The organism is Streptomyces sp. E11-3 (assembly GCF_046540415.1).
Taxonomy (GTDB): domain Bacteria; phylum Actinomycetota; class Actinomycetes; order Streptomycetales; family Streptomycetaceae; genus Streptomyces.
On record NZ_JAZGRL010000002.1, the window covers coordinates 675,674 to 689,696 of the forward strand.

The window sequence follows — 14,023 nt, forward strand, 5'->3', positions numbered from 1 at the left end:
AACGCTCCCTGGGGTTGCAGCGGCTGCTGGCTGATCATTGGCGGAACGTCCGGGAGCTGCGCCCGGTGTCGTTCCGAGACCAGTTTATCGGTCGCTTCCGGTCAACGGACCCCGTGTCTCGACAGATGGGAGTCCTGTGACCTGCGGCACTGCATTCTGCGGTACGAAGATAGATCTCCACCAGGGGGCCTGCGACCGGATTTCCTGGGTTTGGGGAGGCCGGTGGGGCGAAGTTCCCCTTCACCCGAAACGCGCGGAGACGAGATCCCAGACGGTGTCGGCGAGCGCCTCCTTGGGGCCGTACGGCACCGGGGTCTCGCTGCCGTCCGCGCCGAGCACCAGGGCTTCGTTCTCCTCGGAGCCGAAGGTCTTGCGCTCCCCGACCTCGTTGACGACGAGCAGGTCACAGCCCTTGCGGGCGAGCTTGGCGCGGCCGTTGGCGAGGACGTCGTCGGTCTCGGCGGCGAAGCCGACCACGACCTGGCCCGGCCGGGCGCGCTCGGCGGAGAGCTCGGCGAGGATGTCTGGATTTCGCACCAGGGCGACCGGTTCCGGCTCCCGCCCCTCCTGCTTCTTGATCTTCCCTCCGGCATACGTCGCGGGGCGGAAGTCCGCCACGGCCGCGGCCATCACCAGCGCGTCGGCGTCCGGTGCGGCCTTCAGTACGGCCTCCCGCAGCTGTATGGCGGTCCCGACGCGTACGACGTCGACTCCGGCCGGGTCCGGCAGGTCCGCGTTGGCGGAGAGCAGGGTGACCCGGGCTCCGCGCGCCGCGGCGGTGCGGGCGAGGGCGTACCCCTGCTTCCCGGAGGAGCGGTTGCCCAGGAAGCGGACGGGGTCGAGCGGCTCGCGGGTGCCGCCCGCGCTGATCACCACATGGCGCCCGGCGAGATCGGGTTCGGCCGTGCCGCGGGCCAGGCTGTGCCTTCTCAGGACGTGGCGGCAGACCTCGAAGATCTCGCCCGGGTCGGGCAGCCGGCCCTTGCCGGTGTCCACGCCGGTGAGCCGGCCGACGGCGGGCTCGATGACGACGGCGCCGCGGCGGCGCAGCGTCGCGACGTTCTCCTGCGTGGCGGGGTGCTCCCACATCTCGGTGTGCATCGCGGGGGCGAAGAGGACGGGGCAGCGCGCGGTCAGCAGCGTGTTGGTGAGCAGGTCGTCGGCGAGGCCGTGGGCCGCCTTGGCGAGCAGGTCGGCGGTGGCCGGTGCGACCACGACGAGGTCGGCGGACTGGCCGATGCGGACGTGCGGGACCTCGTGGACGTCGGACCAGACCTCGTCCGATACGGGGTGCCCGGACAGCGCCGCCCAGGTGGGGGCGCCCACGAACTGGAGCGCGGAGCCGGTCGGCACCACCCGTACGTCGTGGCCCGACTCGGTGAGCCGGCGCAGCAGCTCGCACGCCTTGTAGGCGGCGATCCCCCCGCTGACCCCCAGAACGACCTTCGGCTTGTCCACTGCGTCTCCCCGCACTCGGAACCCGTATCTGCTCTATGACACACCACAGGCCCGGCAGTCGCGCTGCCGGGCCTGTCGTGCTGCGTTTTCCCGGGGGATAACCCCCGGACCCCCAGCCGGACAAGCAGGTCAGCCAGGAAGTCCGGGTGGAATCGCCAGGCGAACCTGGGTGGGGAAGCTCGCCGTGCTACTGGGCCGCGCCCTCGATGGGCTCGGAGGTGAGCAGACCCGCGTTGATCTCGCGCAGGGAGATCGAGAGCGGCTTCTCGTGGACGTGGGTGTCCACCAGCGGACCGACGTACTCAAGGAGGCCCTCGCCGAGCTGCGAGTAGTACGCGTTGATCTGACGCGCGCGCTTGGCGGCGTAGATCACCAGGCTGTACTTCGAGTCGGTGGCCTCGAGGAGCTCATCGATCGGCGGGTTGATGATGCCCTCGGGCGCGGTCATGGAAGAGGACACGATCTACCTTCCGAAAGGGGATGTAAAACAAAAATCAGCCAACGTCCATCAAGGCTAGCAGCTCACGGGCCACGTCCTCGACGGAGGTGTTGACCAGGGTGGTATCGAACTCGGACTCGGCCGCGAGCTCGACCTTGGCGGCCGCGAGTCGGCGCTCGATGACCTCGGGGGCCTCGGTGCCGCGGCCGGTGAGCCGGCGTACCAGTTCATCCCAGTCGGGCGGAGCCAGGAAGACCAGCTGAGCCTCCGGCATCGACTCACGGACCAGTCGTGCGCCCTGCAGGTCGATCTCCAGCAGCACCGGCTCGCCGTTCTCGAGCCGCTCCAGGACGGCCTTGCGCGGGGTGCCGTAGCGGTTCCCCGCGAACTCGGCCCACTCCAGCAGCTCACCGTTGGCGATCAGCTTGTCCATCTCCTCGTCGCTGACGAAGAAGTACTGGACGCCGTGCCGCTCGCCGGGTCGCGGCTTGCGCGTGGTGGCCGAGACCGAGAGCCACACTTCGGGGTGTGCCTTGCGCATATGGGCGACGACCGTGCTCTTGCCGACCCCGGAGGGGCCGGAGAGCACGGTCAGCCGCGGACGTACGTCCGGGGGTACGGGGGTCGTCCCCCGGGATGTTGCAGCCATGCAGCGATTATCCAGGTTCTCAGGAGTGCCTGAGAACCTAGGACCTGATCCGCCGGACAGGCCCTAGGCGGCACCGCCGCCGAACTCACGCTCCAAAGATGCGATCTGGTTGGAACCGAGCCCCCGCACACGCCGGCTCTCGGAGATTCCCAGACGCTCCATGATCTGCTTGGCGCGGACCTTGCCCACGCCGGGCAGCGATTCCAGCAGAGCGGAGACCTTCATCTTGCCGATGACATCGTTCTCCTGGCCCTGCTTGATGACCTCGTGAAGAGACGCGCCGGAATGCTTGAGTCGATTCTTCACCTCGGCCCGCTCCCGGCGAGCCGCGGCGGCCTTTTCTAGCGCGGCTGCGCGCTGTTCAGGGGTAAGGGGCGGAAGAGCCACGCCTACGTCACCTCGGTTGTCGAACTGTCGGATACGGACCGGTGAGGAACCTAGTCGCCCCACACCTGGGGAGCAACGAGCAAAACGCCTGCTCGTGCACTCCCGTCGGAGACTAGCGGCCATGGCCGCTCTAGTCAGCGAGAACAGCGGAAAAGTCCTGGTCAGCCTCTGTCGAACTATACATATCCGGCATAACGCCTCGGTTTTTGGCCAGCTCGTCGTCCATGGGGGCCCGCCTACTCCCCGACAGCCGCCCGAACCTCGTCAGCGAACCGCACGGCCGACTCCCGCAGCGCCGCGACATCCGGTCCGTGCCGCAGCACGCCCCGGCTGACGTTTGGCACGACATTTCGTACGGCCGCGCCGAACACACCTGGCAGATCGGCCGGGGTAGCCCCCTGTGCCCCGATCCCCGGCGCGAGCAGTGGCCCGTTGATGTCCAGCTCATACTGGGACAGGTCACCGAGCGTCGCCCCGACCACGGCCCCGAAGGACCCCATGGGCGCATCGCCCGCGTTCTCCGCGGCGAGCCGCGCCAGCATCGTCGCCCCGACGTTGCGCCCGTCCGCCCGTACCGCGTGCTGCACCTCGCCCCCCTCGGGGTTGGAGGTGAGCGCGAGCACGAACAGCCCGGCGCCGCTCTCCCGCGCCAGGTCCACCGCGGGCTTCAGGGACCCGTAGCCCAGGTACGGCGACACGGTCAGCGCGTCCGAGAACAACGGCGCCCCCTTGCGCAGGAAGGTCTCCGCGTACGCGGCCATGGTGGACCCGATGTCGCCGCGCTTGGCGTCCATCACGACCAGCGCACCGGCCTCGCGCGCCTGTTCCACCGACTTCTCGAGTACGGCGATCCCCCGCGACCCGAACCGCTCGAAGAACGCCGACTGCGGCTTGAGTACAGCGACCCGGTCGGCCAGCGCGTCGACGACCGTGCGCGAGAAGCGCTCCAGGCCCTGGATGTCGTCGTTCAGCCCCCAGGACTGGAGCAGCGAGGCATGCGGGTCGATGCCGACACACAGCGGCCCGCGCTCGTCCATGGCGCGGCGCAGCCGTGCGCCGAAGGGTTCCAGGGTCATGCTGATGCCTGCTTCCTGACGTCGGCGCCGACCGCGTCGGCGAGGGTGGCGTACGGGCTGTCGTTCAGCCGGGCCGCGAGGCCCCGGTGCATGGCGCGCATCCAGAAGGGGCCCTCGTAGATGAAGGCGCTGTAGCCCTGGACGAGGGTGGCACCGGCGAGGATGCGCTGCCAGGCGTCCTCGGCGTTCTCGATGCCCCCGACGCCCACCAGGGTGAGATCGCCCCCCACGCGCGCGTAGAGGCGCCTCAGCACCTCCAGGGAGCGCTCCTTGACCGGCGCGCCGGACAGCCCGCCGGTCTCGGCGATCAGCGCGGCGTCCGATCGCAGGCCGAGCCCGTCGCGCGCGATGGTGGTGTTGGTGGCGATGATGCCGTCCAGGCCGAGTTCGACGGCCAGGTCGGCGACGGCGTCGATGTCCGCGTCGGCCAGATCGGGGGCGATCTTGACGAGCAGCGGCACCCGGCGTCCGGGCACGCTGCGGTCGGCCGCCTCGCGTACGGCGGTGAGCAGCGGCCGCAGGTGTTCGACGGCCTGGAGGTTACGCAGTCCGGGCGTGTTCGGCGACGACACGTTGACCACGAGGTAGTCGGCGTGCTGGGCCAGCCGCTCGGTGGACTTCACGTAGTCGCCGGCCGCGTCCTCCTCCGGGACGACCTTGGTCTTGCCGATGTTGACGCCCACGGTGGTCTTGAAGACCGGCGTACGGGTGGCCAGGCGCTCGCCCACGGCCGCCGAGCCCTCGTTGTTGAAGCCCATGCGGTTGATCAGCGCGCGGTCCGGTACCAGGCGGAACAGCCGCTTCTTGGGGTTGCCGGGCTGTGGCTCGCCCGTGACGGTGCCGATCTCGATGTGGTCGAAGCCGAGCATCGCCATGCCGTCGATCGCGACCGCGTTCTTGTCGAAGCCGGCCGCGAGTCCGAAGGGTCCGTGCATCCGCAGTCCCAGGGCCTCGGTGCGCAGCTCCTTGGCGCGGGGCGCTAGCACGGCCGCGACAAAGGTCCGCAGGACCGGGATACGGGCGGCGAGCCGAATCCAGCGGAAGGCCAGGTGGTGGGCCCGCTCCGGGTCCATCCGCTTGAAGACCAGGTTGAAGAAGAGTTTGTACATCGCGATTCCTCGTCGGGCCCAGGAGCTCGGGGAGCCGAGCCCAGGGGGCCTCATGAAGAGGGGGACACCGTTTCGGTGTCCCCCTCGTGGGCTGCTAGTCGCGGGCCGCGGTCAGGTGCTCCGCGTGTTCCTGGAGCGAGCGGACGCCCACGTCGCCGTGGTTGAGCGCGTCGATGCCCTGGACGGCGGCGGCGAGCGCCTGGACGGTGGTCAGGCACGGCACGCTGCGCGCCACCGCTGCCGTACGGATGTCGTAGCCGTCGAGGCGGCCGCCGGTGCCGTACGGCGTGTTGACGATGAGGTCGACCTCGCCCTCGTGGATGAGCTGGACGATGGTCTTCTCGCCGCCTGGCCCCTCGCCCTCGGACTGCTTGCGCACCACGCGCGCGTTGATGCCGTTGCGCTTGAGGACCTCGGCGGTACCGGAGGTGGCGAGCAGCTCGAAGCCGTGGGCGACCAGCTCACGCGCCGGGAAGATCATCGAGCGCTTGTCGCGGTTGGCGACGGAGATGAAGGCCCGGCCGCTGGTGGGCAGCGGGCCGTACGCTCCGGCCTGCGACTTGGCGTACGCCGTGCCGAAGACCGAGTCGATGCCCATGACCTCGCCGGTGGAGCGCATCTCCGGGCCGAGGATGGTGTCCACGCCGCGCCCGTGGATGTCGCGGAAGCGCGACCACGGCATCACGGCCTCCTTGACGGAGATCGGCGCGTCCATCGGCAGGGTGCCGCCGTCGCCGGTCGCCGGGAGCAGGCCTTCGGCGCGCAGCTCGGCGATGGTCGCGCCCAGCGAGATCCGGGCGGCGGCCTTGGCCAGCGGCACCGCGGTCGCCTTCGAGGTGAAGGGCACGGTGCGCGAGGCGCGCGGGTTGGCCTCCAGGACGTACAGGATGTCCCCGGCCATCGCGAACTGGATGTTGATCAGTCCGCGCACGCCGACACCCTTGGCGATGCCCTCGGTCGAGGCGCGCAGGCGCTTGATGTCGAAGCCGCCGAGGGTGATCGGGGGCAGCGCGCAGGCCGAGTCACCGGAGTGGATACCGGCCTCCTCGATGTGCTCCATGACGCCGCCGAGGTAGAGCTCCTCGCCGTCGTACAGGGCGTCCACGTCGATCTCGATGGCGTCGTCCAGGAAGCGGTCCACGAGCACCGGCCGCGACGGGCTGATCTCGGTGGACTCCGCGATGTACGAGGAGAGCCGGGCCTCGTCGTACACGATCTCCATGCCGCGGCCGCCGAGCACGTACGACGGACGTACGAGGACGGGGTAGCCGATCTCGTCGGCGATCGTCTTGGCCTCGGCGAAGGTGGTCGCGGTGCCGTGCTTGGGCGCGGGCAGCCCGGCCTCGGCGAGGACCCGGCCGAAGGCGCCGCGGTCCTCGGCGGCGTGGATCGCCTCGGGGGGTGTGCCCACGACCGGGACCCCGTTGTCCTTGAGCGCCTGCGACAGTCCCAGCGGGGTCTGGCCGCCCAGCTGGACGATGACGCCGGCGAGCGGGCCCGCCTGCTGCTCGGCGTGCACGATCTCCAGCACGTCCTCAAGCGTCAGCGGCTCGAAGTAGAGGCGGTCGGAGGTGTCGTAGTCGGTGGAGACGGTCTCCGGGTTGCAGTTGACCATCACGGTCTCGTAGCCGGCGTCGCTGAGCGCGAAGGAGGCGTGGACGCAGGAGTAGTCGAACTCGATGCCCTGACCGATGCGGTTCGGGCCGGACCCCAGGATGATCACCGCGGGCTTCTCGCGGGGCGCGACCTCGTTCTCCTCGTCGTAGGACGAGTAGAAGTACGGGGTCTTCGCGGCGAACTCGGCGGCGCAGGTGTCGACCGTCTTGTAGACCGGGCGGACGCCGAGCGCGTGCCGGACCTCGCGCACGACGTCCTCGCGCAGGCCGCGGATCTCGGCGATCTGGTGGTCCGAGAAGCCGTGCCGCTTGGCCTCGGCGAGCAGGTCGGTGTCAAGGCGCTCGGCCGCGGCCAGTTCGTCCGCGACCTCCTTGATCAGGAAGAGCTGGTCCACGAACCAGGGGTCGATCTTCGTGTACGCGAAGACCTCGTCCGGCGTGGCACCGGCCCGGATCGCCTCCATGACGGTGTTGATCCGGCCGTCGGTCGGGCGGACCGAGGCTTCGAGCAGCGCCGTCTTGTCGCCGGTCTCGCCGGTGAACGAGAACTGCGAGCCCTTCTTCTCCAGCGAGCGCAGGGCCTTCTGGAACGCCTCGGTGAAGTTGCGGCCGATCGCCATGGCCTCGCCGACCGACTTCATGGTGGTGGTCAGCGTGGCATCCGCGGACGGGAACTTCTCGAAGGCGAAGCGGGGGGCCTTGACGACCACATAGTCGAGGGTCGGCTCGAAGGAGGCCGGGGTCTTCTCGGTGATGTCGTTCGGGATCTCGTCGAGCGTGTAGCCGACGGCCAGCTTGGCGGCGATCTTGGCGATCGGGAAGCCGGTGGCCTTGGAGGCCAGCGCGGAGGACCGCGACACGCGCGGGTTCATCTCGATCACGATGACGCGGCCGTCGACCGGGTCGATCGCGAACTGGATGTTGCAGCCACCGGTGTCGACGCCGACCTCGCGGATGATCGCGATACCGACGTCACGCAGCCGCTGGTACTCGCGATCGGTGAGCGTCATCGCCGGGGCGACGGTGATCGAGTCACCGGTGTGCACGCCCATCGGGTCGAAGTTCTCGATGGAGCAGACGACCACGACGTTGTCGTGCTTGTCGCGCATCAGCTCCAGCTCGTACTCCTTCCAGCCGAGGATGGACTCCTCCAGGAGCACCTCGGTGGTGGGCGAAAGGGTGAGGCCCTGTCCGGCGATCCGGCGCAGCTCGTCCTCGTCGTGGGCGAAGCCGGAGCCGGCGCCGCCCATGGTGAAGGAGGGGCGGACGACGACGGGGTAGCCGCCGAGCGTGTCCACGCCCGCGATGACCTCGTCCATGGTGTGGCAGATGACGGAGCGGGCGGACTCGCCGTGGCCGATCTTGGCGTTGACGGCCTCGACGACCTCCTTGAACAGGTCGCGGTCCTCGCCCTTGTTGATCGCCTCGACATTGGCGCCGATCAGTTCGACGTCGTACTTCTCCAGCGCCCCGGCCTCGTGCAGCGAGATCGCGGTGTTCAGCGCGGTCTGGCCGCCGAGGGTCGGCAGCAGCGCGTCCGGGCGCTCCTTGGCGATGATCTTCTCGACGAACTCGGGGGTGATCGGCTCGACGTAGGTGGCGTCGGCGATCTCCGGGTCGGTCATGATCGTCGCCGGGTTGGAGTTGACCAGGATGACGCGCAGGCCCTCGGCCTTGAGGACGCGGCAGGCCTGGGTGCCGGAGTAGTCGAACTCCGCGGCCTGGCCGATGACGATCGGGCCCGAGCCGATGACCAGGACGGACTGGATATCGGTGCGCTTAGGCACGCTGGCCCTCCATGAGCTGAGTGAAGCGGTCGAACAGGTACGCGGCGTCGTGCGGGCCCGCGGCGGCCTCGGGGTGGTACTGGACGCTGAAGGCGGGCTGGTCGAGCAGCCGCAGGCCTTCCACCACGTTGTCGTTGAGGCAGACGTGGGAGACCTCGGCGCGGCCGAAGGGGGTCTCGGAGACCTTGTCCAGGGGCGCGTCGACGGCAAAGCCGTGGTTGTGCGCGGTGATCTCGACCTTGCCCGTCGTACGGTCCTGGACCGGCTGGTTGATGCCGCGGTGGCCGTACTTCAGCTTGAAGGTGCCGAAGCCGAGCGCGCGACCCAGGATCTGGTTGCCGAAGCAGATGCCGAACAGCGGCGTCTGGCGCTCCAGGACGCCGCGCATGACGGAGACCGGGTGGTCGGCCGTCGCCGGGTCGCCGGGCCCGTTGGAGAAGAACACCCCGTCCGGGTTGACCGCGTACACGTCGTCAAGCGTCGCGGTTGCGGGCAGGACGTGCACCTCGATGCCGCGCTCGGCCATGCGGTGCGGGGTCATGCCCTTGATGCCGAGGTCGATGGCGGCGACGGTGAACTTCTTGGTGCCGATCGCGGGGACGACGTACGTCTCCTTGGTGGCGACCTCGGCGGAGAGGTTCGCGCCCTTCATCTCGGCGGCCTGGCGGACCTCGGCGAGCATCGTGCCCGTGTCGGGCAGGGCGTTGCCGGAGAAGATGCCGACGCGCATGGCGCCGCGCTCGCGCAGGTGGCGGGTGAGGGCGCGGGTGTCGATGCCGCTGATGCCGACGACGCCCTGGTGCACCAGTTCCTCGTCCAGGGAGCGCTGCGAGCGCCAGTTGGAGGGCACGCGCGCGGGGTCGCGGACGACGTAACCGGCGACCCAGATCCGGGCCGACTCCGGGTCCTCGTCGTTGACGCCGGTGTTGCCGATGTGCGGGGCCGTCATGACGACGACCTGGCGGTGGTACGACGGGTCGGTGAGCGTCTCCTGGTAGCCGGTCATACCGGTGGAGAAGACGGCCTCACCGAAGGTGTGCCCCACAGCCCCGTAGGCACGGCCGCGGAAGATCCGGCCGTCCTCCAGGACGAGTACGGCGGGAGCCTTGGCGGCTCCCCTGGTGGAGGTCGTCATCGTGCGGCGCCTTCCGTCGTGTTGGTCTGGTTCATGGAGTTGATGGCTTCGACCCAGGCCGCGTGCTCGGCGGCGTGGTCGGAGCGGAAGCCGGAGTCGAGCAGTGTGTCGCCGTGCGCCCAGGTGACGACGAGCAGTCCGCCCTCGGCGAGCACCTTGCCCGCGATGCCCTTGTCGAGCCGGGCCTCGCGCAGCGCCGCCGCCGGGACGAAGAAGTCGGCTGCTCCGGGGCGTACGACCCGCAGTCCGGCGTCGGTGAGCGTGAGCTCGGCGCGGCTGCGGGTGCCGAGCCCGTGGGCCACGATCCGGTCGAGCCACTGCCCGGCCGTGGTCGAGCCGTGGTAGCGGCCGCTCATGCTCAGTGTGGCCGGACCGGGCTCACTCGGCGCGGTGGGCAGTTCGGGCAGGTCACCCTGGAGGGTGGCCCGCCACTTCCAGCCCTGGCGCATCAGCCAATAGACGAGGGCGACGAACAGTGCGAGCCCGACGAGCCAGCCGATGCGCGCGGCCCAGTCGGTCACCTCCGCCGACTTCTGCTCCGCCGCCAGCCCCAGCAGGGGGGTGTTGACCAGGGGGGTGTTGCTCAGAGGTGTCACGCCAGCTTCCCGTCCACGACCGTCGCGCGGCCCCGCAGGAAGGTGTGAGTGACGCGCCCCGGCAGCTCACGGCCCTCGTAGGGGGTGTTGCGGCTGCGGGAGGCGAAGCCCGCGGGGTCCACGGCTCCACGGTAGGCCGGATCCACCAGCGTGAGGTTGGCGGGCTCACCTGCCGAGACGGGGCGGCCGTGCCCCTCGAGGCGGCCGATCTTCGCCGGGTTGACCGACATCCGCTCGGCGACGCCGGCCCAGTCGAGCAGTCCGGTGTCGACCATCGTGTGCTGGACCACGGAGAGCGCGGTCTCCAGGCCGACCATGCCCATGGCGGCGGCGGCCCACTCGCAGTCCTTGTCCTCGCGCGGGTGCGGGGCGTGGTCGGTGGCGATGATGTCGATGGTGCCGTCGGCGAGTGCCTGGCGCAGCGCCAGCACGTCGGCCTCGGTGCGCAGCGGCGGGTTCACCTTGTAGACCGGGTTGTACGAGCGGACCAGCTCGTCGGTGAGCAGCAGGTGGTGCGGGGTGACCTCGGCGGTGACGTCGATCCCCTTGGCCTTGGCCCAGCGCACGATCTCGACCGAGCCCGCGGTCGAGAGGTGGCAGATGTGCACCCGGGAACCGACGTGCTCGGCGAGCAGCACATCGCGCGCGATGATCGACTCCTCGGCGACGGCCGGCCAGCCGCCCAGGCCCAGCTCGGCGGAGACGACGCCCTCGTTCATCTGGGCGCCCTCGGTGAGCCGCGGCTCCTGCGCGTGCTGCGCGACCACGCCGTCGAATGCCTTCACGTACTCCAGGGCCCGCCGCATGATCACGGCGTCGTCGACGCACTTGCCGTCGTCGGAGAAGACCACCACACCGGCCGCCGACTCGTGCATGGCGCCCAGCTCGGCGAGCTGCTTGCCCTCCAGGCCCACGGTGACGGCGCCGACGGGCTGTACGTCGCAGTAGCCGGACTCCCGGCCGAGCCGCCAGACCTGCTCGACGACACCGGCGGTGTCAGCGACCGGGAAGGTGTTGGCCATGGCGTGTACGGCGGTCCAGCCGCCCTTGGCGGCGGCCTTGGTGCCGGTGAGGACGGTCTCGGAGTCCTCGCGGCCGGGCTCGCGCAAGTGGGTGTGCAGGTCGACCAGGCCCGGCAGCAGGATCTGCCCCTCGGCCTCAACGACCTGGGCGCCCTCGGCGGACAGACCGCTGCCCACCGCCTCGATGGTCTCGCCTTCGATCAGGACGTCCTGCGGCTCGCCACCCAGGACCTTCGCACCACGGATCAGGATCTTGGTCATGCTTACTTGCTCTCCTCGGTACGCGCGTGGGTGACGGCGGGTTCGTTGCCGCCCAGAAGCAGATACAGGACCGCCATCCGGATCGAGACGCCGTTGGCGACCTGCTCGATGGCGGTGCAGCGGTCGGAGTCGGCGACCTCCGCGGTGATCTCCATGCCGCGGACCATCGGGCCGGGGTGCATCACGATGGCGTGCTCGGGCATCTTCGCCATGCGCTCGCCGTCGAGCCCGTACCGGCGCGCGTACTCGCGCTCGGTGGGGAAGAAGGCGGCGTTCATGCGCTCGCGCTGCACCCGCAGCATCATCACCGCGTCGGACTTGGCCAGCACCCGGTCCAGGTCGTAGCTGACCTCGCACGGCCAGTTGTCCACGCCGACCGGCACCAGGGTGGGCGGCGCCACCAGGGTGACCTCGGCGCCGAGTGTGTGCAGCAGGTCGACGTTGGAGCGGGCGACCCGGCTGTGCAGGACGTCGCCGACGAGGGTGATACGGCGCCCGGACAGGTCCTGGCCGAGGCCCTCGTCCCGTCCGACCAGACGGCGGCGCATGGTGAAGGCGTCCAGGAGTGCCTGGGTGGGGTGCTGGTGGGTGCCGTCCCCGGCGTTGATCACGGCCGCGTCGATCCAGCCGGAGTTCGCCAGGGTGTACGGGGCTCCGGAGGCGCCGTGCCGGATGACGACGGCGTCCACGCCCATCGCCTCCAGGGTCTGCGCGGTGTCCTTCAGCGACTCGCCCTTGGAGACGCTGGAGCCCTTGGCGGTGAAGTTGATGACATCGGCGGACAGCCGCTTCTCGGCTGCCTCGAAGGAGATCCGGGTCCGGGTCGAGTCCTCGAAGAAGAGGTTGACGACGGTACGGCCCCGCAGGGTCGGAAGTTTCTTGATCGGCCGGTCGGCGACCCGGGCCATCTCCTCGGCGGTGTCGAGGATCAGGACGGCGTCGTCGCGGGTGAGGTCGGCGGCCGAGATGAGGTGACGCATCATCTGAATGGCTCCATGCGGAATCTGGAGGTTTCGGGCATACGGGCGCGCAGCGGCGCTCGGGGAAGGCGTACGCCCCGGGGAGGCGTACGCCGGAGTGCTACTGCTCGCCGGCCGATGCGGTCCGCTGGTCACCGAGCAGCACGGTGTCGCGACCGTCCTCCTCGGCCAACTGGACCTTGACCGTCTCCCGCAGCGACGTGGGGAGGTTCTTGCCGACGTAGTCGGCACGGATGGGGAGTTCGCGGTGGCCGCGGTCGACCAGGACCGCGAGCTGCACGGCGCGGGGACGCCCGATGTCGTTCAGGGCGTCGAGTGCGGCCCGGATGGTGCGGCCGGAGAAGAGCACGTCGTCGACGAGGACGACGAGGGAGCCGTCGATGCCCTCGGCCGGGATCTCGGTGCGGGCCAGCGCGCGCGGCGGGTGCATACGCAGGTCGTCGCGGTACATCGTGATGTCGAGGGAGCCGACCGGAATGGTGCGGCCGGTGATCTCCGCGAGCTTGGCGGCGAGCCGCTGGGCGAGGAAGACGCCGCGGGTCGGAATGCCGAGAAGCACCACGTCATCGGCGCCTTTGGCGCGTTCGACGATTTCGTGGGCGATACGGGTCAGCACGCGGGCGATGTCGGGGCCCTCGAGAACTGGACGTGCGACATCGGGGTTTTTCGTGTCCATTGGAAACGGACCTCCTTCTCCGCCTCACGGGACGGACCTTAAAGGACGTCGAGATTTGCGCCACCCACGGTACCAGGAGACGGCAACACCGCAGATCACCACCCCCGTAAGGGGCGGTACAGACCATTCAGCTTGACGCATCCAAGTAACGCTGCGTAACCTCACAGTGAGTTACCAGCCACGCGGCGCAGCCCGCGAAATGTTCCAGCGTCCGGGGAGCCATATGTCCAGCGAATACGCCAAACAGCTCGGGGCCAAGCTCCGGGCCATCCGCACCCAGCAGGGCCTTTCCCTCCACGGTGTCGAGGAGAAGTCCCAGGGACGCTGGAAGGCGGTCGTGGTCGGTTCGTACGAGCGCGGCGACCGTGCTGTCACCGTTCAGCGCCTCGCCGAGCTGGCCGATTTCTATGGCGTACCGGTGCAGGAGCTGCTGCCGGGCACGACGCCGGGCGGGGCCGCCGAGCCGCCGCCGAAGCTCGTCCTGGACCTGGAGCGCCTCGCACACGTCCCGCCGGAGAAGGCCGGGCCGCTGCAGCGTTACGCCGCCACCATCCAGTCCCAGCGCGGCGACTACAACGGCAAGGTGCTGTCGATCCGCCAGGACGACCTGCGAACCCTCGCGGTGATCTACGACCAGTCGCCCTCGGTGCTCACCGAGCAGCTGATCAGCTGGGGCGTGCTGGACGCGGACGCGCGTCGCGCCGTGGGCCACGACGAGCTCTGACGGACGGGCCTGACGGCCGTCGTACACCTCAGCAGAAACGTACCGCCGTGGGGGGGGGGGGGGGGGGGGGGGGGGGGGGGGGGGGGGGGGGGGGGGGCGGGCCGGCCC

Annotated in this window: 13 protein-coding genes; 1 reads left to right on the forward strand and 12 read right to left on the reverse strand. The window is 69.9% G+C overall.

The genetic code is table 11. The annotated features are described in order from the left end of the window. Positions 1 to 240 precede the first annotated feature (240 nt). From coaBC to pyrR, 12 genes are all read right to left on the reverse strand, one after another. Positions 241 to 1,458: a bifunctional phosphopantothenoylcysteine decarboxylase/phosphopantothenate--cysteine ligase CoaBC gene (gene coaBC, locus U9R90_RS21810; RefSeq protein WP_411058338.1), complete on the reverse strand. Its 1,218-nt coding sequence runs from the start codon at positions 1,456 to 1,458 to the stop codon at positions 241 to 243. Between the two features lie 187 nt (positions 1,459 to 1,645). Further along, a complete protein-coding gene (gene rpoZ, locus U9R90_RS21815) occupies positions 1,646 to 1,918 on the reverse strand; it encodes a DNA-directed RNA polymerase subunit omega (RefSeq protein WP_411058339.1) in 273 nt (90 codons plus the stop codon). Between the two features lie 34 nt (positions 1,919 to 1,952). Then, positions 1,953 to 2,546 carry a guanylate kinase gene (gene gmk / locus U9R90_RS21820; RefSeq protein WP_411058340.1) on the reverse strand — a complete coding sequence of 198 codons (594 nt, stop codon included), beginning with the start codon at positions 2,544 to 2,546 and terminating at the stop codon, positions 1,953 to 1,955. Positions 2,547 to 2,609: 63 nt separating this feature from the next. After that, positions 2,610 to 2,933, reverse strand: coding sequence for an integration host factor (locus U9R90_RS21825; RefSeq protein WP_005319887.1), 324 nt, complete (start codon positions 2,931 to 2,933; stop codon positions 2,610 to 2,612). 236 nt (positions 2,934 to 3,169) lie between these two features. After that, positions 3,170 to 4,009: an orotidine-5'-phosphate decarboxylase gene (pyrF, locus tag U9R90_RS21830; RefSeq protein WP_411058341.1), complete on the reverse strand. Its 840-nt coding sequence runs from the start codon at positions 4,007 to 4,009 to the stop codon at positions 3,170 to 3,172. Then, on the reverse strand, positions 4,006 to 5,118 hold the full coding sequence (locus U9R90_RS21835; RefSeq protein ID WP_411058342.1) for a quinone-dependent dihydroorotate dehydrogenase: 1,113 nt from the start codon (positions 5,116 to 5,118) through the stop codon (positions 4,006 to 4,008). The genes pyrF and U9R90_RS21835 overlap by 4 nt, the downstream gene beginning before the upstream one ends. Before the next feature lie 94 nt (positions 5,119 to 5,212). Continuing rightward, entirely contained in the window at positions 5,213 to 8,521 is a 3,309-nt protein-coding gene (gene carB, locus U9R90_RS21840; RefSeq protein ID WP_411058343.1) for a carbamoyl-phosphate synthase large subunit, read from the reverse strand. After that, on the reverse strand, positions 8,514 to 9,656 hold the full coding sequence (gene carA / locus U9R90_RS21845) for a glutamine-hydrolyzing carbamoyl-phosphate synthase small subunit (protein ID WP_411058344.1): 1,143 nt from the start codon (positions 9,654 to 9,656) through the stop codon (positions 8,514 to 8,516). The genes carB and carA overlap by 8 nt, the downstream gene beginning before the upstream one ends. Then, the gene (locus U9R90_RS21850; RefSeq protein ID WP_411059767.1) at positions 9,653 to 10,243 is read right to left on the reverse strand and encodes a hypothetical protein; all 591 of its coding nucleotides are present in this window, start codon (positions 10,241 to 10,243) and stop codon (positions 9,653 to 9,655) included. The genes carA and U9R90_RS21850 overlap by 4 nt, the downstream gene beginning before the upstream one ends. Positions 10,244 to 10,248: 5 nt before the next feature. Beyond that, the gene (locus U9R90_RS21855; RefSeq protein WP_411058345.1) at positions 10,249 to 11,535 is read right to left on the reverse strand and encodes a dihydroorotase; all 1,287 of its coding nucleotides are present in this window, start codon (positions 11,533 to 11,535) and stop codon (positions 10,249 to 10,251) included. 2 nt (positions 11,536 to 11,537) lie between these two features. Further along, positions 11,538 to 12,518, reverse strand: a complete 981-nt coding sequence (locus U9R90_RS21860; RefSeq protein WP_411058346.1) for an aspartate carbamoyltransferase catalytic subunit — start codon at positions 12,516 to 12,518, stop codon at positions 11,538 to 11,540. 97 nt (positions 12,519 to 12,615) lie between these two features. After that, positions 12,616 to 13,191, reverse strand: coding sequence for a bifunctional pyr operon transcriptional regulator/uracil phosphoribosyltransferase PyrR (gene pyrR / locus U9R90_RS21865; protein ID WP_411058347.1), 576 nt, complete (start codon positions 13,189 to 13,191; stop codon positions 12,616 to 12,618). Positions 13,192 to 13,414: 223 nt separating this feature from the next. Between pyrR and bldD the strand changes: the two genes are divergently transcribed. Beyond that, complete coding sequence (gene bldD / locus U9R90_RS21870; RefSeq protein ID WP_156721476.1) at positions 13,415 to 13,915, forward strand: transcriptional regulator BldD; 501 nt, start codon at positions 13,415 to 13,417, stop codon at positions 13,913 to 13,915. Positions 13,916 to 14,023: the final 108 nt, after the last annotated feature.

Excerpts from the sequence above, each read along its gene's own strand:
- U9R90_RS21860 (WP_411058346.1), bottom strand. The coding sequence starts at position 12,518 with ATGATGCGTCACCTCATCTCGGCCGCCGACCTCACCCGCGACGACGCC.
- U9R90_RS21835 (WP_411058342.1), bottom strand. The coding sequence starts at position 5,118 with ATGTACAAACTCTTCTTCAACCTGGTCTTCAAGCGGATGGACCCGGAG.
- gmk (WP_411058340.1), bottom strand. The coding sequence starts at position 2,546 with ATGGCTGCAACATCCCGGGGGACGACCCCCGTACCCCCGGACGTACGT.
- bldD (WP_156721476.1), top strand. The coding sequence starts at position 13,415 with ATGTCCAGCGAATACGCCAAACAGCTCGGGGCCAAGCTCCGGGCCATC.
- U9R90_RS21855 (WP_411058345.1), bottom strand. The coding sequence starts at position 11,535 with ATGACCAAGATCCTGATCCGTGGTGCGAAGGTCCTGGGTGGCGAGCCG.
- pyrR (WP_411058347.1), bottom strand. The coding sequence starts at position 13,191 with ATGGACACGAAAAACCCCGATGTCGCACGTCCAGTTCTCGAGGGCCCC.
- carA (WP_411058344.1), bottom strand. The coding sequence starts at position 9,656 with ATGACGACCTCCACCAGGGGAGCCGCCAAGGCTCCCGCCGTACTCGTC.
- pyrF (WP_411058341.1), bottom strand. The coding sequence starts at position 4,009 with ATGACCCTGGAACCCTTCGGCGCACGGCTGCGCCGCGCCATGGACGAG.